The following is a 19,871-nucleotide window of genomic DNA, read 5'->3' as shown; positions in this document are numbered from 1 at the left end:
GGGCGACCCCCACATGGGGAAGTGACCCCCATATTCTTCCCGGCCCTCCCCCACGGGTGGGGAAGGGCACCCCGGCACATGGGGAAACCGCAGGTCGGTGCCGTACTACCCAGGACCACCCGCGACATCCCCACCACCCGGGTACGACCGCTCCCCAAGGGCCCCTACGACCGTCCCCCGCACCCGGCACCCGGCGGGCGCCCCCACGGCCGCCGTCCACGCCCCCACGTGCGCGGCGACGGCCCGGCGACGCCTCCCACCCGGCCCGCCGGGGCCCGGACCCCCCTCCCGGCGGCGGGCCCGGACCGGAAAGGTGGGGACCGACTACCGATGCCCGCGCCCCGGCGGCGGCGGCAGGGTGAGCGTCGTACCCCACAGGCCGCCCGCGGTGCTCACCACAGGGCGAACGACCTTGCAAGGAGCAGAAGATGGGAGTTCCCGTCCCCGTAGGTGTGGTCGCCCTCGACCCGGTCCTGGAGGCCGGCACCCGCAGTACCCTGCTCGCCTGCCCGGAACTCACCGTGTGCGAGCCCGGCGACGCCCGGGTCGCCGTGCTCACCGTGGACCGGCTCGGCCCGGCCGAACTCGACATGGTGCGCACCACCCGCGCCCACCGGCAGCGCCCCGCCGTCGTCCTGGTGGCCGGCGCGCTCGCCTCCGGAGACGCCCTGCACGCCCTGGCCGCCGGCACCCGGGGGCTGCTGCTGCGCCGCGAGGCCGACGCGTCCCGGCTGGCCCACGCGGTGCTGGCCGCCGCCCAGGACGACTGCACCGTCCCCACCGACCTGCTCGAACAGGTCCTCGACCACTCCGAGGGGGCCGAGCGCGGCTGGGCCGGCGGCTCGCTCTCCGACCGCGAACGCTCCGTGCTGCGGCTGGTCGCCGACGGCCACGAGACGGCGGAGATCGCCCAGCGCCTCGCCTACTCGCCCCGCACCGTGACCACCGTCGTCCACGACATCACCCAGCGGTTCCGGCTGCGCAACCGTGCCCACGCGGTCGCCTACGCGCTCCGGGCGGGCCTGCTGTGACCGCCACCCTGACCGCCGCACCGGGCGGTGTGACCACGACCCTGCGCATCCTGCCGGCCCGGCACGCGGACCGGGTGCGCGAACTCGCCCGCCGCGCCGGACTGGACTGCGCGCCCGGCCACGGGCAGCCCGGAACCGTCACCGTCGTCGTCGCCGACGACGCCGAACGGGCCCTGCGCGCCACGCGGTTGACCGGCCCGCTGCTGCTCGTGTGCGACACGGTGGGCCGCGCCGGGCTGCTGGAGGCCCTGCGCGCCGGGGCCGTCGTGCTGCGCCGGGCGGACCTCACCGAGGAGAGCCTCGCGGCGGCCGTGCGCCGCGCCGGGGCGCCGCACCCGAGCATCCCCTACCCGGAGCTGTCCCACCTGCTGACCACCGGGCCCGGCCCCGCGCCCGCCCCGCACGAGGACCGGCCACCGGCCCTGACCAGTCGTCAGATGTCCGTGCTGCGGCTCATGGCGGAGGGCCACGGCAACGCGGGCATCGCACAGTTGCTGCACTGCTCCGAGCACACCGTGAAGAACGTGGTCTACGAGATCATGGCCCGGCTCGGCGCCCGCAACCGAGCCCACGCGGTGGCGCGCGCGGTGCGCCACGCGCTGATCTGAGATGCGGCGGCCGTCGCCCCGGACGTCAGCGGCCGGGGGCCGGCAGCAGCCGTGGGGTGAGCCGCTCCTCCACGGCCCGCCCGTCCTCGCGGCGCACCACGTACGCTCCCTTGTCCGGCAACTCCGCCACGGCCTCGACCAGTTCGGTGCCCCGGTAGACCAGGCCCACCCCGTCGTCGGTGCAGTGCGCCGCGGGCAGGGTGCCGTCGGCGACCAGCCGGTGGATCAGCGGTCGCCGGCCCGGGTCGGAGTCGTAGTGCACCCCGTTGCCGTACGGCAGCAGCCCCAACCCGTTGGTCACCGGCCGCAGTTCGGGCCCGAAGGAGTCCGTCGCACCGCCCTCGAACCAGCAGATGGAACCCGCGCTCACCCCGGCGAGCACCACGCCCGCCCGCCAGGCGCGCCGCAGCACCGCGTCGAGGGAGTGCACCCGCCACACGGCGAGCAGGTTGGCCACCGAACCGCCCATCACCCAGACCACGTCGTGGTCCAGCACCGTGCCCTCGACGTCCTCGACGTTCGGCATGGGGAACAGGTGCAGGGGCGTCAGGTCGAAGCCCGCCACCCGGGCCGCCTCCGCCATCCGTGCCGCGACGTGCTCGGCGTCCCCGATCGCGGTGCCGACGTACAGGATGCGCGGGCGCCTGCCGTGCACGCCGGAGAGGTCGACCGCGTGGTGGACCAGGGAGTCGAAGAGCACCCTGGTGCGCGCGGCGGCCCGGTGTCCTCCGGAGGTGGCGACGATGGTGGGTTCCGGGGCGGTCACGCGGTGATCGTAGCGCGGGGGACGTGTTCCGTACGTGGGGGAGTCGTGAAGGCGGGAGCGGGGGCGGACAACGCGGCGGGGACCGGTCGTCGGACCGGTCCCCGCCGTCTTCGTGTGCGCCGCTCTCCTGGTGCTGTCACTCCCGCCGCAGCGCCACGGCCGCCGCGTACCCCGCCGGGACGAGGACGTCCCGCAGGAGCCACTTCGGCGAGGGCGGCACCGGCCGTGGTCCGGTGCCGACGTGGTCCAGGGCCGGATCACGCACCAGTCCCGTCCCCAGCCCCTTCAGGTACGCCTCCTTGCGGACCCAGGTCCGGGTGAAGGCGGCCTGCCGCTCGTGCGCCGGGAGCCGGGCCAGCTCCGCCACCTCCGCCGCGTGCAGCGCGCACTGGGCGCTGCGCACCGCCTCCACGGTGGCCACCCCCTCCACATCGACCCCGACCGGCGCGCCGGCGAGCGCCACCAGCACCAGGTCCCCGCTGTGCGACAGGGAGAAGTGCACCCCCGAGGTGCGCAGCGCCGGCCGCCCGTGCGGACCGCCGCACCCCGCGCACGGCTCCCGCATCAGCGGCAGCTCGTCCGCCGGGACGCCCAGCAGCGGGCTGAGCAGGGTGCGCAGCGTCGCGTGCGCGATCACGTAGGCGTCGCGGTCCCGGGCCCGCCGGAACGCCCGGGCCCGCGCCCGCTCCTCGGCGTCCAGCAACTCCTGTGCGCGCAGCAGCGACCGGTCGTCCTGGGCGCCGACCTCGGTCAGGTACAGCTCCAGCGGGCCGCGCAGCGGCCGGGGACCGATGGCGTACGGGGGGTACCCCAGGCCGGGCAGGTCCAGGAGGGCGGGGCACAGGGGGCCGGGGAGCGGCGCCGGGGGAGGCGTACCGACCGGGCGGGCCGTCGGCAGTAAGGGCGGTGCCGCGGTGGGCGGTGCGTTGGCCGGCCTGGCCGGCACCAGGGCCGGCCGGACCTCAGACATCGGCCCCGGCAAGCCGGCGGCGCAGGCTCAGCGGGCGCATGTCCGTCCAGATCACGTCGATGTGGTCCAGGCACTCCTGCCGGCTGCCGCTGCGGCCCTCCCGGTACCAGCCGGCCGGCAGCTCGCGGTCCGCCCGCCAGATCGAGTACTGCTCCTCGTCGTTGCGCACCACGAGATACACGTCCTCGGCGCCGGGGCGGGTCTCGTCGCCGCCGGTGCCGTTCGCGGAGTGGGATTGCGTCACGGTGAACCTCCCGCAGGTGATGGGCCGGCCGCGGATCCGGGTCCGGCGACGAAAGCGTGCCCGGCCGCCGCCCCGCCGGGTCAGGGACGAACGCGCCGAACCGGTGGCACCCGTTGCTGCCGGATCTTCCCTGGTGACCTACGGCCCTGACGCGGGACCGTGCTTTCGGTCGCGGGCCGCCCGGCACCCCGGAAACCCCGGGCCACGCGATTTCCCGCGCACCCCATTGTGGAAGGAGCACGCGATGTCGGACGAGCACGCACCTGTCCTGCTGCCGGGCGGAGGCTGGCGGCTGTGGGAGCAGTTCGCGCTCCGCGGCCCCGGCTTCCCCGCCGACGGCGTGCTGCGCCTCGCGCCGCCCGGACTCGCCGAGGCCGCCGACAAGTTCGGCCCCGGCAGCGAGCTGTCCGGACCCGAGTGGACGGCCTTCACCGAGGACCTCGCGACGGCCGCCGTCGACACCGCCCGTTACCTCCAGCGGATCGCCGCCCAGCCCCGCTTCCAGGCCGCGCTCGCCTGGCAGAACCCCGCCGTCCTGCGCACCGGCATCGCCCCCTTCCTGCGCTGGACCCCGAGCGCGGAGGGCCGCAGCAGCATGCCCCGCCAGCGCGAGGAGCTGGTCGCGCACTACTGGCAGCGGTTCTGCGTGAAGAACGACACCATCGGCTTCTTCGGCCCGGTCGGCTGGGGCCACTGGGACCTGGCCGACCGGGGCGGCGTCGCCGTGACCCCCGGCGACGGCTTCCTCGCCGGCCGGGAGGTGTACTTCTCCGGCTGGGCGATCGACGCCCTCGCCAAGGTGCTGGCCGCGGACAGCGCGCTGATGCGCTGGATCCCGCCGCGCCGCGTCTCGTTCGTGCGCTGCGCGGACGGCACGGTCCAGGTCCCGGGCCGCCCGGCCCGGCAGGCCTCCGCAGCCGAGCGCGCCGTACTGGAACGCTGCGACGGCACCCGGCACGTACCCGCCATCGCCGCCGAACTGGGCCTGCCCGAGGACGAAGTGACCCGCATCGTGGGGGACTTGATCTCCCGCCGCTGGGTGCAGTGGCGACTGGAGGTCCCCGCCGCCACCCACCCCGACCGCGCCCTGCGCGACATCCTGGAACGCGTCCCCGACCAGGCGGCACGGGAGGGCGCGCTGGCACGCCTCGCCGTGCTGGAACGCGGCCGGGACGCCGTGCGCGCCGCCGGCACCGACGCCACCGCGCTGACCGCAGCGATCACCGCGCTGGAGGCCGACTTCGCCGAGCTGACCGACAGCGAGGCCCAGCGCGCCAAGGGCGAGCGCACCGCGCCCTGCCGGGGGCTGGTGTACTCCGACGCCCGCCGCGCCGCCACCGCCACCACCGGCGCCGGGCTGCTGGACCACCTCGAACCGCTCCAGCTCTGCCTGACGGCCGCCCGCTGGATGACGAACCGCTTCGCGGAGGCCGTCCGCACCCGCCTGCACACCGTGTACGACCGGCTGAGCGCCGGCGGCGAGCCGGTCGACCTGGGCACCCTGTGGCTGCACACCCTGCCCTCCCCGCACCCCGAGGCGGGCGATCTGATCGACGGGATCCAGGCCGAACTCCGGGCCAGATGGGCCCGGATCCTCGACCTGCCCGAGGGCGCCCGCCGGGTCCGGCTGGCCACGGCCGAGCTGGCCGAGCGGGTGCGCCGCGAGTTCGACGAGCCCGGCGACGGCTGGTCGCTGGCCCGCTACATCAGCCCCGACGTGCTGGTCGTCGCCGACGACGAGGCCGCCCTCGCCCGCGGCGACGTGGACCTCGTCCTCGGTGAGATGCACTGCGCGCTGAACACCATGGGCGCCTCCCTGTTCGTGTACCAGCACCCCGACCGCGACGAGCTGCTCGCCGAGACCACCCGCGACTTCCCCGGCCCGCGCCTGCTGCCGATGCTGCCCAAGGAGCTGCCCCTGAAGTGGTCCACCCGCAGCCGGCCCTCTCTGGACCGGCCCCAGGACCACTACGTCGCCCTGGTCGACCAGACCGGCGACCCGCACCGCCCGCGCACCGTGCTCAGCGCCGACGTCCGGGTCGAGGACCGGGCCGGCCGGCTCACCGCGGTGCTGCCCGACGGCACCACGTACGACGTGCTCGACGCCTACGCCAACACCCTCACCCAGCGCGTCATGGACCGCTTCACCCTGCGCCCCGAGGGCGAGCACACCCCGCGCATCACCCTCGGCCGGATGACCGTGGCCCGCGAGACCTGGCAACTGCCCGTCGCCGAGGTGGACTTCGCCGACGAGAAGACGGAGGCCGCCCGCTTCGTGAAGGCCCGGCACTGGCAGCGCCGGCACGAGCTCCCCCGCTTCGTGTTCGTGGTCTCGCCCACCGAACCCCGGCCGTTCTACGTCGACTTCGACAGCCCCGTGTACATCACCATCCTCGCCAAGGCGGCCCGCCGGCTCGCCCGCAAGGACCCCGGCGCCCGGCTCAAGGTCAGCGAGATGCTGCCCACCCCCGAGCAGGCCTGGCTCACCGACCACGAGGGCAGCCGCTACACCTCCGAACTCCGGTTCGTCGCCGTCGACATGACCGTCACCGACGCGGGGGAGCAGTGATGCGCACGGTCGCCGACGACATCGCCGCCCACGCCCTGCGCCACCCCGGCCGCATCGCCCTCAGCACCCCGGCAGCCCAGGTGTCGTACGCCCAACTGGCCACCCGTATCGAGGAGATCGCCCGTCTGCTGCACGCCCGCGGCGTGCGCCCCGAGACCGTCTGCGCCGTGGCCGTCGAGCACGGCAGGGACGCGGTCGCCGCCATGGCCGCCGTGCTGCGCTGCGGCGCCGCCTTCCTCACCCTGGACGTCGGCCAGCCCCGCGAACGGCTGACGGCCTTCGCCCGCAACGCCGGCGCGCGGCTGCTGCTGACCCACTCCGCCCTCGCCCCGGCACTCGAACCAGGCATACCCACCGTCCTGCTGGACCAGGAACACGCGGCCGGCCCGCTCCCCAGCGCGGTGGCCGACCCCCAGGCCCTCGCCTACGTCAGCCACACCTCCGGCAGCACCGGGGAACCCAGCGCCGTACTGGTCGAACACGGCAGCCTCGACGCGTATCTCCGCGACACCGCGCGGGCGTTCGGCCTCGGCCCGGACGCCGTCGCCCTCCAGACGGCACCGCTCGGTTACGACGCCTCCATCCGGGACACCTTCGTACCGCTGCTCGCGGGAGCCCGGCTGGTGATCACGGACCGGGCCCGGCTGCTGCGTCCCGCGGAGTTCGCCGCCACCGTCCGCGAGCACGGGGTGACCGCCCTGCTCAGCGTCACCCCCTCCTTCCTCACCCACCTGGGCGGACAGACCGGCCTCGGCGAACCCCTCGCCGGAGTCACCCTGGTCGCCTCCAGCGGCGAGTCGCTGCGGCCCTTCCTCGCCGCGGGCGGCCGCGGCCTCGTACCCGGACGGCTGGTCAACCAGTACGGCCCCACCGAGTGCACCATGACCACCACCCGGCACAGCGTGCCCGCCACCGCCGACCCCACCACCGACCTCGTCGGCACCCCCCGCGCGGGCGCCGTCGTCCGGATCCTGGACGCGTCCCTCGCCCCGGTCCCCGACGGCACGGTGGGCGAGGTCTACATCGGCGGAACCGGCGTGAGCCGCGGCTACGGCGGCCGGCCGGCCCGCACCGCCGCCTGCTTCGTCCCCGATCCCCTCGGCCCGCCCGGCACCCGGCTCTACCGCACCGGTGACCTCGGCCGGTGGGGCCCCGGCGGCCTCCACTACACCGGCCGCACCGACCGCCAGCTCAAGATCCGCGGCTACCGCGTCGACCCCGCCGAGATCGAGGGCGCCCTGCTCTCCCACCCGGGCGTCACCGGTGCGGTGGTCACCCCGCACACCGACGACCTGGGCCGCCTCCACCTGCTCGCCCACGTCACCGGCGCCCTGGCGGACACCACGGACGCCACCCTGCGCCGGCACCTGGCCCGCACCCTGCCCCCGCACCTGATGCCGCGCCGCTTCGTGCGTCTTCAGGCGCTGCCGACCACGCGCGGGGGAAAGGCCGACCGGCGGGTGCTGGCGGGCGGGGGGACGGCATGAGCACGACGGGCCTGGGGGCCGGTACACGCACCAAGGCGCCGGGTACGGGCAGGGCGCGGCCGGCGGTCGCCGGCGGGCTGGGCAGGGCCGATCTCCTGGCCGCCGCCTCCCGCATCGCGCCGTACACCGTCCGCACCCCCCTCCTGGCCGGTCCGGTGACCCAGGCGCACGGGACGCGGCTGCTGCTGAAGGCCGAACACCTCCAGCTCGGCGGCTCGTTCAAGATGCGCGGGGCCGCCAACGCCGTCCTCGCGCTGGGCGCCGACCGGGTCGTCACCGGCTCCTCCGGCAACCACGGCATCGCCCTCGCCAGGATCGCCCGCGCACTCGGCATCCGGCTGACCGTCGTCCTCGCGGCGGGCGCCATGCCGGCGAAGGCCGCCGCCATCCGGGCGCTCGGCGCCGAGACCGTCCGGGTGGGCGGGGGAGTGGCGGAGCGGGAGGAACGCGCCCGCGCCCTCGCGGCCGAGCAGGACGCCGTGCTCGTACCGTCCTCCGACCACCCCCTGGTCGTCGCCGGACAGGGCACGGTCGGCCTCGAACTGCTGGCCGCCGCGCCCGACACGGACACGGTCTACGTCCCCACCGGCGGCGGCGGACTCCTCGCCGGCCTGTGCCTCGCCGCCGCCGGCCACCCGGCCCGCGTGGTCGGCGTCGAACCCGCCCTCACCCCGCGCTACGCCCGCTCCCTGGCCGCCGGCCACCCGGTCCGCCTCCCGGCCTGCGCCACCGTCGCGGACGGACTGCGCGGCCAGTGCCCCGGAGCCGTGCCCTACCCCATCATCCGGGACCGCGTCGACGACCTGATCGCCGTCGGCGACGCGGAGATCCTCGCCGCCACCGCCCTGCTGCACCGCCTCGGCGTCGACGCCGAACCCAGCGGAGCCGTCGCCCTGGCCGGCGCCCTGCGCGCCGGCCGCCGCGAACGCGCCGTGGCCATCGTCTCGGGCGGCAACACCCCCGCCCGGCTGCACACCGCACACCCCGCGCACCCGCGCACCCTCACCCGTACGGACACGAAGGAGCCCACGCCATGACCCCGAACACCGCCACCGCCGCCACCCCCGTCGTCACCGTCGACCTGCTCGTCGGCATCTTCCGGGACGTGCTGCGCCTGCCCGACCTCACCGCGGAGACCGACTTCTACGAGGCCGGCGGCGACTCGCTCACCGCCTTCCAGATCACCGGCCGCCTCCAGGAGGTCCTCGGCGCCGACGTCCCGGTCTCCCTGGTCTTCGCCTACCCGACGCCCCTGGAGCTGGCCGAGGTCGTCGAGGCCGACTACGGCGCCGCCTGACCCGTTCACCCGTCGCGCCCCGTCCACCCGCGCTCGCCAAGGAGAGCCGTGCCATGACCGAAGATCTCGTGCCGTACCTCGGCCGCTGGCGGCTGTGGGAGCAGTTCGCCCTGCGCGGGGCGGGTTTCCCCGCCGACGGCGTGCTGCGCCTCGCCCCGCCCGGACTGGCCGAGGCGGCCGACAAGTTCGGGGCCGGCGAGCCACTCGACGGCCCCGAGTGGACCGGCTTCGCCCGCCTCTTCACGGACGCCGCCGTTCAGACGGCGCACGCCCTCCAGGACATCGCCCGTACGCCGGCCTTCCGGGAGGCGGTGGCCTGGCAGAACCGGCCGGTGCTCGCCTCCGGGATCGCCCCGTTCCTGCGCTGGACTCCCACCGCGGAGGGCCGCAGCAGCATGCCCCGCCAGCGCGAGGAACTGGTCGCGCACTACTGGCAGCGGTTCTGCGTGAAGAACGACACCATCGGCTTCTTCGGCCCGGTCGGCTGGGGCCGCTGGGACCCCGCGGCCCCGGCCGTCGCCGTCGACCCCGGAACCGGCCTGATCGCGAAGTCCTCCGTCTACTGGGCCAGTTGGGGCATCGACGCCCTCGCGAAGACCCTGGACGCCGACCCCGCCCTGCGCGAGTGGATCGCCCCCCGGCGCGTGCCCTTCCTCGTGCTGGACGGCGACCGCGTCCGCGTCCCCGGCCGGCGCCCGGTCACCGTGCCCGAGGAGACGGCGGCCGTCCTCGCCCGCTGTGACGGCGTCCGCCCGGCCCGCTCGATCGCCGCCGAACTCCCGGACACCGATGTCCCCGCCGTCCTCGCCGACCTGGCCGCCCGCCGCTGGGTCGTCTGGCGCCTGGAGATCCCCGCCGACACCCACCCCGACCGCGCCCTGCGCGCCTGGCTGGAGACCGTCGGCGCGCCCGGACCCCGCCGCCGCGGCCTGGCGGCGCTGGACCGGCTGGAACGCGGCCGCGCCGACGTGGCGGCCGCCACCGACGTGGACACCCTGGTCCAGGCCCTGACCGCGCTCGAACACGACTTCACCGAGCTGACCGCCACGGCCGCCGTGCGGGAGAAGTCCGCGTCGACCGCCCCCTGCCGCTCGCTGGTGTACTCCGACACCCGCCGTTCCGCCACCGCCCGCCTCGGCCCCGCCATGCTCGACGCGCTGCGCCCGCTGCGGCTGCTGATGGACAGCGCCGCCTGGCTCACCGCCGAACTCGCCGCCACCGTCAGGGAGGAGATCCGCCGCGTCCACGACCGCCTGGCCGCCGAGGGCCCGGTCGACCTCGCCTCCTTCTGGTTCGCGTGCCTGCCGGTGCTGCACGGCGCCGCCCGCGCCAAGGCCACCGAACTGCAACGCGAGTTCGCCACCCGCTGGCAGCACGTCCTCGCCGTTCCGGCGGGCGCCCGCCGGGTGACCCTGGCGACGGCCGACATCGAGGCGGCGGTACGAGGGCAGTTCGCGTCCGGCGCCGACGGCTGGACGACGGCCCGCTACCTGAGCCCCGACCTCCTGATCGCCGCCGAGGGCGCCGAGTCGATCGAGCGCGGCGACTTCACCCTGGTCCTCGGCGAACTCCACCTGGCGTCCAACACGTTGGGCGCCTCCCTCTTCACCTGCCAGCACCCGGACATCGCCGAACTCTTCGAGCTGACCGACCGCGACCACCCGACGCCCCGCCTGATGCCCCTGATCCCCAAGGAACACCGCGCCCGCCTCTCGGCCCGCGTCCGCCACACCCTCGTACGCCCCCAGGACCACCAGGTGGCCCTCGCCGACTTCACCGCCGACCCCGCGCGTACCGTCCGCAGCGCCGACGCCACCGTGGAGAACCGGGCCGGCGACCTCGTCGTCCGCCTCCCCGACGGCTCCGCCTTCCCCGCGCTGGACGTCTTCTCCCACGTCCTGACCACCCTGTCGATGGACCTCTTCCAGCTCCTGCCCGAGGCCGACCACACCCCCCGCGTCACCTTCGACCGCCTGGTGGTCGCCCGTGAGACCTGGCGCCTGCCCGCCGCGCAGGCGGCGTTCGCCGACGAGAAGGACGAGGCACGCCGCTTCGTCCGCGCCCGCCACTGGCGCGCCCGACTGGGCCTGCCCCGCTACGCCTTCGTCGTCTCCCCGGCCGAATCCCGCCCGTTCTACGTCGACTTCGACAGCCCCGTCTACGTGACGATCCTCGCCAAGGCGCTGCGCCGCCTGGCGCGCAAGGACCCGTCAGCCACCGTCACCCTCACCGAGATGCTGCCGACCCCCGAACAGAGCTGGCTCACCGACGACCGGGGCCACCGCTACACCTCCGAACTGCGCTTCGTGGCCTTCGACACCACCCCGCCCCGGTAACCCGGCGCGTCCTCGCCGCCGAAACACGCCGACCCGGGCCGCGCCAGGCGGCTCCGGGTCGGCGTGCTCCGGTCGGCGAGCGGGTCGGCGGCCCCGTCAGCGCAGGCCGAAGTCCGGTGCGGGCTGCTGCCGGAACAGCTTGGCCGGCACCACGTCGGCCAGCACCTTGTAACCGGCGGGGTTCAGGTGCAGATGGTCGCCGACGTCCAACGACCCCTGGAGCTGCCGGGGTTGCTGCGGGTCACGGGCCGCCCGGTCGAAGTCGAGGACGGCGTCGAACCGGCCGCTGGTGCGGATCCACCGGTTGACCGTCTGCCGGGCCGCCTCGCGGTAGCCGTTCGGGTCGTCGTAACCCGTGTTCCCCCCGAAGGGCGTCAGCGTGGCCCCGTACACCGGGATGCCCTGTGCGTGGGCCCGCACGATCATCTGGTCGTAGGCCGCGATCAGATCCGCCGCGACCTTCTTCTGCGCGGCCTCGGTGGCGTCGGCGGTGCCGATGTCGTTGACGCCCTCGAACAGGATCAGCCACTTGACCCCGCTCTGCGCCAGCACGTCACGGTCGAAGCGGGCCAGCGCGTTGGGGCCGAGGCCGTCGTTCAGCACGCGGTTGCCGCCGGCCGCCTGGTTGAGGACCGCCACACCGGAGGTCTCGGGCCGCGACCGCAGCCGGCTGAGCAACTGGTCCGGCCACCGGTCGTTGGCGTCGGTCGTGGAGCCCCGGCCGTCGGTCAGCGAGTCGCCCACCACGACGGCCGCCGCGGTGGTGCTCTTCGAGTAGACCTCGACCCCGCTGAGGAAGTACCAGTGCTGGGTGGTGGCCGCCCCGCCGAGGTCGGCGTCGTCCAGGTGGTTGCCGCTCACCATGTACGACGTGGTCCGCGAGCCCGGATGCGACGTGATGTCGTTCGACGCCTGGCCGTCGGCCAGGTAGAGCGTCACCGTGAGGTTCGAGCCCGGCCGCAGGTCGAAGTCCAGCGGGTCGGAGACGGCCTCCGCGCCGACCGGGACCACGGTGGCGGAGCGGCCGTCGAAGGTCACCTCGCGGGTGGTGCCCGCCTGGACCGCGCCGACCCCGGCACGGCCGTCGGCCGGGAGCGCCACCGAGACGCCCGTGATGGGCAGGTCCGCGCCGCCGAACGCGTTGGAGAAGCGCAGCCGCAGGTGCGTCCCCCCGACCGAGACGTGCACGGTCTGGCGCACCGTGCTGTCGGCGAAGACCTTGCCCGGCTGGGTGAACGGCGCCGGTGGCATGTTGCCCGGCTCGGTCAGCTGCGGCATCGAGGTCCAGGTGTTCACCCAGTGCCCGGCCGCCGGCCGGGCGTCGGCCACCTGGGCCGTGCTCGCGCCGTTCTCCCCGCCGGCGGCGGAGGAGGTGGCGAAACCGGTGGCTGCGAGCACGGCCGCGGCGGCCAGGCTCACCACGAGTGCGGATTTTCGGCCCATGAACTGCGTTCCCTCCCGAGTGATGTGATGACGGTCCTGCCCGGGCCGGCCGCCGCCGGCCGCGGGGCTCAGTGGAGCCGGAGGCTCTCGGGCGGGCCGAGGTAGCTGGGCTTGAGGCCACCGGTGTCCACGACGAGGTTCTGCAGCACGACGGTGGGATCGACCATCCAGAACTTCAGCACGTGGACCCCTGCCTCGGTGATCCGGTGCGTGGTCGTGGTGACGTTGACGTTGTCGGAGGTGTTCCGCTGCCACTGCGCGTTCATCGTGCCGTCGTCGGAGCCGGTGGACTTGGTGATGTTCACCGACTGCGGCTCGTCGTCGTCGAAGGAGACGGCGTAGGTGAGACCGCCGCCTGCCAGGACGTCGTTACGGGGCGACAGGTACGCCGACACGGTGACCGGGCCGGTCGTGAAGAGCGTGACGGTGTACTCCAGCCGGGGGCTGTCGCCGCCCGGGGTCTGCCGGGGCGCGGTGACCGGGAAGGGCTCCATGCCCGCGCCGGTCCTGCCGATCCCGGGGAGGCGCCGCCACGAGACGCCACCCCCGCCCTGGGCCCTGGTGAAGTGGTCGGCCTCGATGGAGACGTAGCCGCCCGCCTCGACGAACCCCTTCGGCCCCCGCGAGGACACGTCCGGGTTGACCACCGGGGCCTTGACCGTCACCTGCCGGCCGCCGGGACCGGTGACGGTGATGGGCACCGTGGTCCTGCCCTTGGGCGCGCGGGACCAGTCCGCGTGGACGGTGACGCGTGTCTGTCCGTCGACGCGCCCCCTCGTCGCGTCGACGGACAGCCACGGGACCCCGGTGCGGATCTGGTAGTCGAAGGGCGCCGTACCGCGATTGAAGATCTCGATGTACGGGGCCGGACCGCTGGCGTACGGGCTCAGCTCGGGCAGCACGCAGTCGGCCGTGGAGCCGGGCCACACCTGGTCGCTGCCGTCGACGGCGACGCCCATCTGGGACGACGCGTCCGGGGTGATCCGCTTGACGGCCGGGAAGATGACGTCGGGGATGGCCGCGTTGTTGATCTGCGGCTGCTGCCAGGGGGCGTCCGGGCCGTACCGGGCGACGTCGCCGTAGTCGATGTGCGGCTGGGTCTGGAACCCCTTCCATTTCCCGTCCGCCACCGAGTTGTTGAAGTGGTCGGCGAGGGACTTGTCCTTCGCGAAGTACGACTCCGTCGCCGTGGCCAGGGAGTTGGCGACGGCCCTGCCCTGGCCGGCGTACAGGAGGTTGGTGAACTGGGCCTGGCGCAGGGCGTAGAGGTTGGCGGTCGCCTTCACCGGATACAGCACGAGTTCGTAGTAGGCGTCCCGCTTGTTCGCCGGCAGGGCGCCGCCGACGCGCTCGGCCGTGGCGGACAGCTCCTTCCACTCCTGCGTGACGCGTTCCATCTCCCGGTAGTTGGTGATGCTGAACGGCGTCGCCTGGTCGTCGTAGACGACGGCGGAGGAGTCCGTGGCCAGGTCCTTGGCCGGGTTCACGGTGATCTTGCGGTTGAGCAACTCGGGCTTGCGCCGGGCCTGGAGGAACCCGTACGTGTCCAGGATCCCGGCGATGTCGGTGGCGTGCCCCGGGCCGAAGTTCTGCCGGGCATAGCCCTCCAGCCACGCGGGGACGTCCTCGGCCGTCCAGCGCTCGGGGCTCCACGCGTAGTCGAGGAAGAACTGGGTGGACAGCTCGTTGCTCTTCAGGTCACCGGAGTTGACGATCCAGAGCTGCCGGATGCCGTAGGTGTAGGCCTGGCTGAGCTGGTCCCGGACGTTGGCCAGGTTGGCGGTGTCGACCCACTTGTAGTTGCGGCCCGCGCCGACGTAGTCGAAGTGGTAGTACAGGCCGTAGCCCCCGCTGTGCGCCGGCAGGGACGGGCTCGGGACCAGACGCAGATTGCCCCAGTTGTCGTCGGTGAAGACCACCGTCACGTCGTCGGGCGCCCGCAGGCCCTGCTCCCAGTAGCGCTGGACCTCCTTGTAGAACGTCCACACCTGCGGGGTCTCGGGCAGCGGCTTGCCGGTGACGTCGGCGATGATCTGCCGCTGGGTGGAGACGATGCTCTGCATCAGTTCGATGCCGTCGCCGTCGGGGAGCGCGGTGTCGCCGTTGCCGCGCATGCCGAGGGTCACCACGCCCTCGAAGCCCTCGTCCACCTTGCGGCGGATGCCGTCCGCCCAATAGGCCTTGAGCGCATCGGCGTTGTGCCGGAAGCTCCACTCTCCGGTGCCGCCGTAGGGGTCGCTGCCCGGGGTCACGATGTTGCCCTGGCTGTCGCGCACGGCGGGTTTGGCGTGCCGGTTCCACTCCTCGATGCCGCGCATCATGGGCGCCTCGTGGGAGGTGCCCATCACGATGCCGTAGGCCGTCGCGGTGGCGTGGTTCTTCGGGTCGTCCTCGGCGAAGGCGCGCCCCCACACCGCGGGCCAGAAGTAGTTGGCCTTCAGCCGCAGCATCAGCTCGAACACCTTGGCGTGGAAGGCGTGGTTGAAGCCGTCCGGGTAGCCGGGGGCGAGACCGGGGCCGAAGTAGGCCGGGGCCCAGGTGCCCAGGGCGGGGTTCTCGTCGTTGATGAAGAAGCCGCGGTACTTGACGGCGGGTGTGCCCTGGGTGTGGCGGCCGGGCAGGACGTGCAGCAGGTCCTCGTGGCTCGGTGTGGCGTCGGCCCACCAGTACCAGGGCGAGACGCCGATGCCCCGGCTGACGTCGTAGATGCCGTAGATGGTGCCGCGCTGGTCGCTGCCGGCGATCACGAAGGCGCGGTCGATGCCGGGCAGCGGGTGGTCCACCACCTGCTCCAGCGACGTCTCCCACTTGCCCGCGATCCCGGTCACGTCCAGCTTTCCGGCGGCCACCAGGCGGTCGATCAGCGGACTCTTGCCGAGGGTGCCGATGAGGACGACCTCGCGCCGGCCGGCCGGGAGGGTGTCCTGGGACAGAGCGGGCTTGACGCCGGTGACCCGTTCGAGGTCGTCCCGCAGGTCGCCGGCCGCGCGGACGACACCCTCGTGGTCGTCGGCGCTGACCACGAGCGGGGTGGCCCTGCCGTTCTCGACGAGCGGGAAGGTACCGGCCCCGCGCGAGGTGGTGATGTAAGACCCCGGGTCGGTGGGCCGCGCCCGTCCGCCGGCCTCGCTCGCCCAGGCGGGGCTCGCCCCGCCCAGCACCGAGGCCACGGGTGCCGCCAGGGCGGTGAGCCCGGCACCGAGGGCCAGTGCCGTGCGCCGGCTCATGCCTTCCGGAAGGCCGTCGCCGGCCGCGGGGGTGTCGGGTCGTGTGCTGGCGGGCCTGCGCCGCGCAGAGTCCATGCCGCTCTCCATGGGACGGGAAAGCCCCTTCGTCGTCGAGATGTGCGTATTGCCACTGCCGAACTGGCCGCTGAACGCCGTCCGTTGTGCGGTACGGCGGTCAGGGATGGCGACCGCCGTACGGCCGGTCACGGGTGAGGAAGGCCTTCGAGGACGGTCCTTGAAACGGGGTGGAGCATCGAAAAGGGTGAATACTGTTTCCGGAAAGTTTCCGGAAGTTGTCGCGAAACGTTAGGGTCGGGCCGACTGCCCGTCAACCCCCGTGGCATCAACCGCTCCACCCCGCGCGGGGCCTGGCCGTACGACGGCCGGCACGGCGGCGCACGAACCCGTGATCGACGATTGCCTATGCTGAAAGTCCGCAGGCGAGGAGGCACAAGTGGCAGCACAGGACGCGGGCCGCGTCACGATCGCGGACATCGCCCGGGAGGCGGGCGTGTCCCTGCCGACGGTCTCCCGGGTGCTCAACGGACGTGCCGACGTGTCCCCCTCGACCCGCCGCCGGGTCGAGGACCTGCTGGCCCACCACGGCTACCGGCGGCGCGCCGCCCAGCCCGCCGGCCGGGCGGAGCTGATCGACCTGGTCTTCAACGACCTCGACAGCCCCTGGGCCGTGGAGATCCTGCGCGGCGTCGAGGACGTGGCGCACGCCGCGGGCCTGGGCACCGTGGTCTCCGCGGTGCACCACCGCAGCACGTCGGCCCAGCAGTGGCTGGTCAACCTGCGGGCGCGGGCCTCCGACGGCGTCATCCTGGTGACCTCGGACCTCGCCCCCGAACTGCACGCCGAGCTACGGCGCCTGGGCGTGCCGACCGTCATCATCGACCCGGCCGGGGTGCCCACCTTCGGCATACCGACGATCGGCGCCATGAACTGGGCCGGCGGCCGCAGCGCCGTCGAGCATCTGCTCTCCCTCGGGCACCGCCGCATAGGTGTCATCACCGGCCCGCCGACGCTGCTGTGCAGCCGGGCCCGGCTGGACGGCTACCGGGCCGCGCTGGAATCCGCCGGCGCGGAGATCGACGACCGGCTCGTCCGTCAGGGCGACTTCTCCCACGAGGCCGGCTTCACCGCGGGCACGGAACTGATCGCCCTCGCCGACCCGCCGACCGCGATCTTCGCCTCCAGCGACCAGATGGCCCTCGGCGTCTACGAGGCCGCCCGCCAGCGGGGCCTGCGCATCCCGGACGACCTCAGCGTGGTCGGCTTCGACGACCTGCCCCAGGTCCAGTGGTCCCCGCCGCCCCTGACGACGGTCCGCCAGCCCCTCGACGAAATGGGCCAGGTCGCGGTCCGCACCCTGCTGCGGCTGATTCAGGGCGAGAGCCTGGAGAGCCCGCACATCGAGCTGGCCACCCAGCTGGTCGTCCGCAGCAGCACCGGGCCGGTGCGGGGGTGAGCGCTGTCCGCGAGCGACGCCGGTGACCCGACACGGCGAGCCTGACCCAGGGCGGCCCAGGCCCGGCCGCCGGGCAAGCGGAACGCGGGGGCGCCGTCGGCAGACTGATTGACATGACAGGCGAGCACTCCCATCATGGGAGCGCTCCCAAGCCTCATCCCGCCCCACCCGTTGTCGCGTCGTAGACGGCTGACACGGCGCTGCACGCCGCACAGTTCCCCGTCCATCGTCCGGCTCGGCGGCGTGGCCCCGGGCCGGCGCATCACCCGGGAGGAACGTTTCCCATGCTCTTCCGCAGGAGACCAGCCCACAGGTCGTTAGACGGGCTTCGCCGCCCGCTCGTCGTGGCGGCCTCGGCAGCCCTGGCCGTGGCGGCCGCGGTGCTGCCGCTCTCCACGCCAGCCTCGGCCGCCACGGGCGACACCACGGTCACGGTCAACGCGAGCGCGGGCCTGGGCACCGTCGACTCCGCCGCGCTCGGCGCCAACACCGCCATCTGGGACTCGTACATGAACGACCCCAAGGTGGCCTCCCTGTACCAGGCCGCGGGGATCGGCGCCCTGCGCTACCCGGGCGGCTCCTACGCCGACATCTACCACTGGGTCGACAACACCGCGCCCGGCGGTTACGTCGCCCCGGGCACCGACTTCGACTCCTTCATGGGCACCGTGAAGGCCACCGGCGCCCAGCCCATCCTGATCGCCAACTACGGCTCCGGGACGGCCAAGGAGGCCGCGGACTGGGTCCGGTACGCGAACGTCACCAAGGGCTACGGCGCGAAGTACTGGGAGATCGGCAACGAGATCTACGGCAACGGCGTCTACGGCAGCGGCTGGGAGAACGACACCCACGCCGACAAGACGCCGGACCAGTACGCCCGGGAGGTCAAGTCCTACGCCGAGGCCATGAAGGCGGTCGACCCCACCGTCAAGATCGGCGCGGTGCTCACCATGCCCGGCAACTGGCCCGACGGCTCGGTGGCCGCCGGGGACACCGGCGACTGGAACCACACCGTGCTCGCGGCCGTCGCCCACGACATCGACTTCGTGAGCGTCCACTGGTACCCCAACACCAGCAACGGCGACCAGTCGCTGGCCGCCGTGCGGCAACTGCCCGGTGAGCTCCACGAGGTGCGCAACCTCGTGAACCAGTACGCGGGCGCCGACTCCGCGCGGATCGGCATCGCGATGACCGAGGTGAACTCCAACTCCGGCGGCGGCGCCTTCACCAGCCGCCCCAACGGCCTGTTCGCCGCGGAGGCCATGATGACGGCGCTGGAGAACGGCGTCTTCACCGTGGACTGGTGGGACACCCACAACGGCGCGGGCAACATCAGCACCGTCGGCGGTGAGACCGACTACGGCGACATGGGCATGTTGTCGAGCGGCACCGGCAGTTGCACCGGCAGCGTCTGCGAGCCGGCCGTGAACACCCCGTTCGCGCCCTACTACGGCATCAAGACGCTCGGCGCGCTCAGCGACCCGGGCGACAGCATGGTGGCCTCCGGCACCTCCAGCTCCGAGGTCTCCTCGCACGCGGTACTGCGGGCCGACGGAGACCTCAGCGTCCTGCTGCTGAACAAGAGCTCCAGCGCCCAGCACACCGTGGACCTGCGCTACTTGGGCTTCACCGCCGACTCCGCCGCCCCCGAGGTCAAGCGCTGGGCACCCGGTGACGACGGCCTGGTCGACGCGACCGGCACCGCCACGGCCGCCTCGGCGACCCTCGCGCCGTACTCCATCACCGTGCTGACGATGCACCCGAAGAGCGGCACGGGCTCGTCCGCCGCCACCGTCGGCGCCCCCGGCACGCCCCGGACCACCTCGGTCGGCGCCAACACCGCCACCCTGAGCTGGCCGGCCGCGACCGGCTCGGTGGACCGGTACGAGGTCTACGAGCAGCTCGGCACCAACATCCAGCTGCTCGGCTCGTCCACCGGCACCTCCGTCACCCTCTCCAACCTGCCGGCCGGCTCCCGGCACACCGTCAACGTGCTGGCCCGGGACAAGGCGGGACACCTCTCCCGGCCCTCGGTCCCGCTGACCTTCACCACTGGTACGCCGGACGACAGCACCTGCACCGTCTCGTACCAGGTGACCACCGGCTGGGGCAACGGCTTCGTCTCCAACGTCGTGGTGAGCAACGTCGGGCCCTCGGACATCAACGGCTGGACACTGACCTTCGACTGGCCGTCCACCGGGCAGTCCGTCTCCTCGTGGTGGAACGCCGACATCACCAGTGACGGGCAGCACGTGCACGTGACCAACACCGGCTCCAACGCCGAACTCGCGCCGAACGGCGGCAACTCCGTCAACTTCGGCTTCGTGGGCGGCAACGACGGTGCCAACCCCGCTCCGACGGCCTTCACCCTCAACGGAACGGTCTGCCGGACGATCTCCTGATCCCCGGCGCCCTGGGT

General features: G+C 73.8%; 14 protein-coding genes. 9 read left to right on the top strand and 5 right to left on the bottom strand.

Features of this window, described 5'->3' with window-relative positions; translation table 11 throughout:
• Positions 1–428: 428 nt before the first annotated feature.
• Together AB0927_RS02565 and AB0927_RS02560 are read left to right on the top strand one after the other, a co-directional pair.
• A complete protein-coding gene (locus AB0927_RS02565; RefSeq protein ID WP_366665636.1) occupies positions 429–1,031 on the top strand; it encodes a response regulator transcription factor in 603 nt (200 codons plus the stop codon).
• Complete coding sequence (locus AB0927_RS02560; protein ID WP_366665635.1) at positions 1,028–1,639, top strand: response regulator transcription factor; 612 nt, start codon at positions 1,028–1,030, stop codon at positions 1,637–1,639. Before AB0927_RS02565 ends, AB0927_RS02560 begins: the two co-directional genes overlap by 4 nt.
• A gap of 25 nt (positions 1,640–1,664) precedes the next feature.
• Here AB0927_RS02560 and AB0927_RS02555 read toward each other — a convergent pair whose 3' ends face one another.
• The 3 genes from AB0927_RS02555 to AB0927_RS02545 form a co-directional block, all read right to left on the bottom strand.
• Positions 1,665–2,405, bottom strand: a complete 741-nt coding sequence (locus AB0927_RS02555) for a peptidase E (RefSeq protein WP_366665634.1) — start codon at positions 2,403–2,405, stop codon at positions 1,665–1,667.
• A 136-nt stretch (positions 2,406–2,541) separates the two neighbouring features.
• Positions 2,542–3,375 (bottom strand): 4'-phosphopantetheinyl transferase superfamily protein, encoded by an 834-nt coding sequence (locus AB0927_RS02550; protein ID WP_366665633.1) that lies wholly within the window; start codon positions 3,373–3,375, stop codon positions 2,542–2,544.
• The gene (locus AB0927_RS02545; RefSeq protein WP_239697848.1) at positions 3,368–3,556 is read right to left on the bottom strand and encodes an MbtH family NRPS accessory protein; all 189 of its coding nucleotides are present in this window, start codon (positions 3,554–3,556) and stop codon (positions 3,368–3,370) included. The genes AB0927_RS02550 and AB0927_RS02545 overlap by 8 nt, the downstream gene beginning before the upstream one ends.
• A gap of 307 nt (positions 3,557–3,863) precedes the next feature.
• Between AB0927_RS02545 and AB0927_RS02540 the strand changes: the two genes are divergently transcribed.
• The 5 genes from AB0927_RS02540 to AB0927_RS02520 are packed head-to-tail and all read left to right on the top strand — an operon-like array spanning position 3,864 to position 11,308.
• Positions 3,864–6,188 (top strand): lantibiotic dehydratase, encoded by a 2,325-nt coding sequence (locus AB0927_RS02540; RefSeq protein ID WP_366665632.1) that lies wholly within the window; start codon positions 3,864–3,866, stop codon positions 6,186–6,188.
• Positions 6,188–7,675, top strand: coding sequence for an amino acid adenylation domain-containing protein (locus tag AB0927_RS02535; protein WP_366665631.1), 1,488 nt, complete (start codon positions 6,188–6,190; stop codon positions 7,673–7,675). Before AB0927_RS02540 ends, AB0927_RS02535 begins: the two co-directional genes overlap by 1 nt.
• Positions 7,672–8,712: a pyridoxal-phosphate dependent enzyme gene (locus tag AB0927_RS02530; protein ID WP_366665630.1), complete on the top strand. Its 1,041-nt coding sequence runs from the start codon at positions 7,672–7,674 to the stop codon at positions 8,710–8,712. Before AB0927_RS02535 ends, AB0927_RS02530 begins: the two co-directional genes overlap by 4 nt.
• Positions 8,709–8,972 (top strand): acyl carrier protein, encoded by a 264-nt coding sequence (locus tag AB0927_RS02525; protein ID WP_366665629.1) that lies wholly within the window; start codon positions 8,709–8,711, stop codon positions 8,970–8,972. The genes AB0927_RS02530 and AB0927_RS02525 overlap by 4 nt, the downstream gene beginning before the upstream one ends.
• 53 nt (positions 8,973–9,025) lie before the next feature.
• The gene (locus AB0927_RS02520) at positions 9,026–11,308 is read left to right on the top strand and encodes a lantibiotic dehydratase (RefSeq protein ID WP_366665628.1); all 2,283 of its coding nucleotides are present in this window, start codon (positions 9,026–9,028) and stop codon (positions 11,306–11,308) included.
• 96 nt (positions 11,309–11,404) lie between these two features.
• Here the strand turns inward: AB0927_RS02520 and AB0927_RS02515 are convergent, their stop codons facing one another.
• Positions 11,405–12,751 (bottom strand): SGNH/GDSL hydrolase family protein, encoded by a 1,347-nt coding sequence (locus AB0927_RS02515; protein ID WP_366665627.1) that lies wholly within the window; start codon positions 12,749–12,751, stop codon positions 11,405–11,407.
• 68 nt (positions 12,752–12,819) lie between these two features.
• A complete protein-coding gene (locus AB0927_RS02510; RefSeq protein ID WP_366665773.1) occupies positions 12,820–15,978 on the bottom strand; it encodes a glycosyl hydrolase 115 family protein in 3,159 nt (1,052 codons plus the stop codon).
• A gap of 454 nt (positions 15,979–16,432) precedes the next feature.
• Between AB0927_RS02510 and AB0927_RS02505 the strand changes: the two genes are divergently transcribed.
• Together AB0927_RS02505 and AB0927_RS02500 are read left to right on the top strand one after the other, a co-directional pair.
• Positions 16,433–17,452: a LacI family DNA-binding transcriptional regulator gene (locus AB0927_RS02505; RefSeq protein ID WP_366665626.1), complete on the top strand. Its 1,020-nt coding sequence runs from the start codon at positions 16,433–16,435 to the stop codon at positions 17,450–17,452.
• A 344-nt stretch (positions 17,453–17,796) separates the two neighbouring features.
• Positions 17,797–19,854 carry a cellulose binding domain-containing protein gene (locus AB0927_RS02500; RefSeq protein WP_366665625.1) on the top strand — a complete coding sequence of 686 codons (2,058 nt, stop codon included), beginning with the start codon at positions 17,797–17,799 and terminating at the stop codon, positions 19,852–19,854.
• Positions 19,855–19,871 lie beyond the last annotated feature (17 nt).

It is taken from the genome of Streptomyces sp. NPDC048106 (assembly GCF_040706415.1).
Lineage (GTDB): Bacteria > Actinomycetota > Actinomycetes > Streptomycetales > Streptomycetaceae > Streptomyces.
This window is presented reverse-complemented; position numbering and strand designations above follow the sequence as displayed.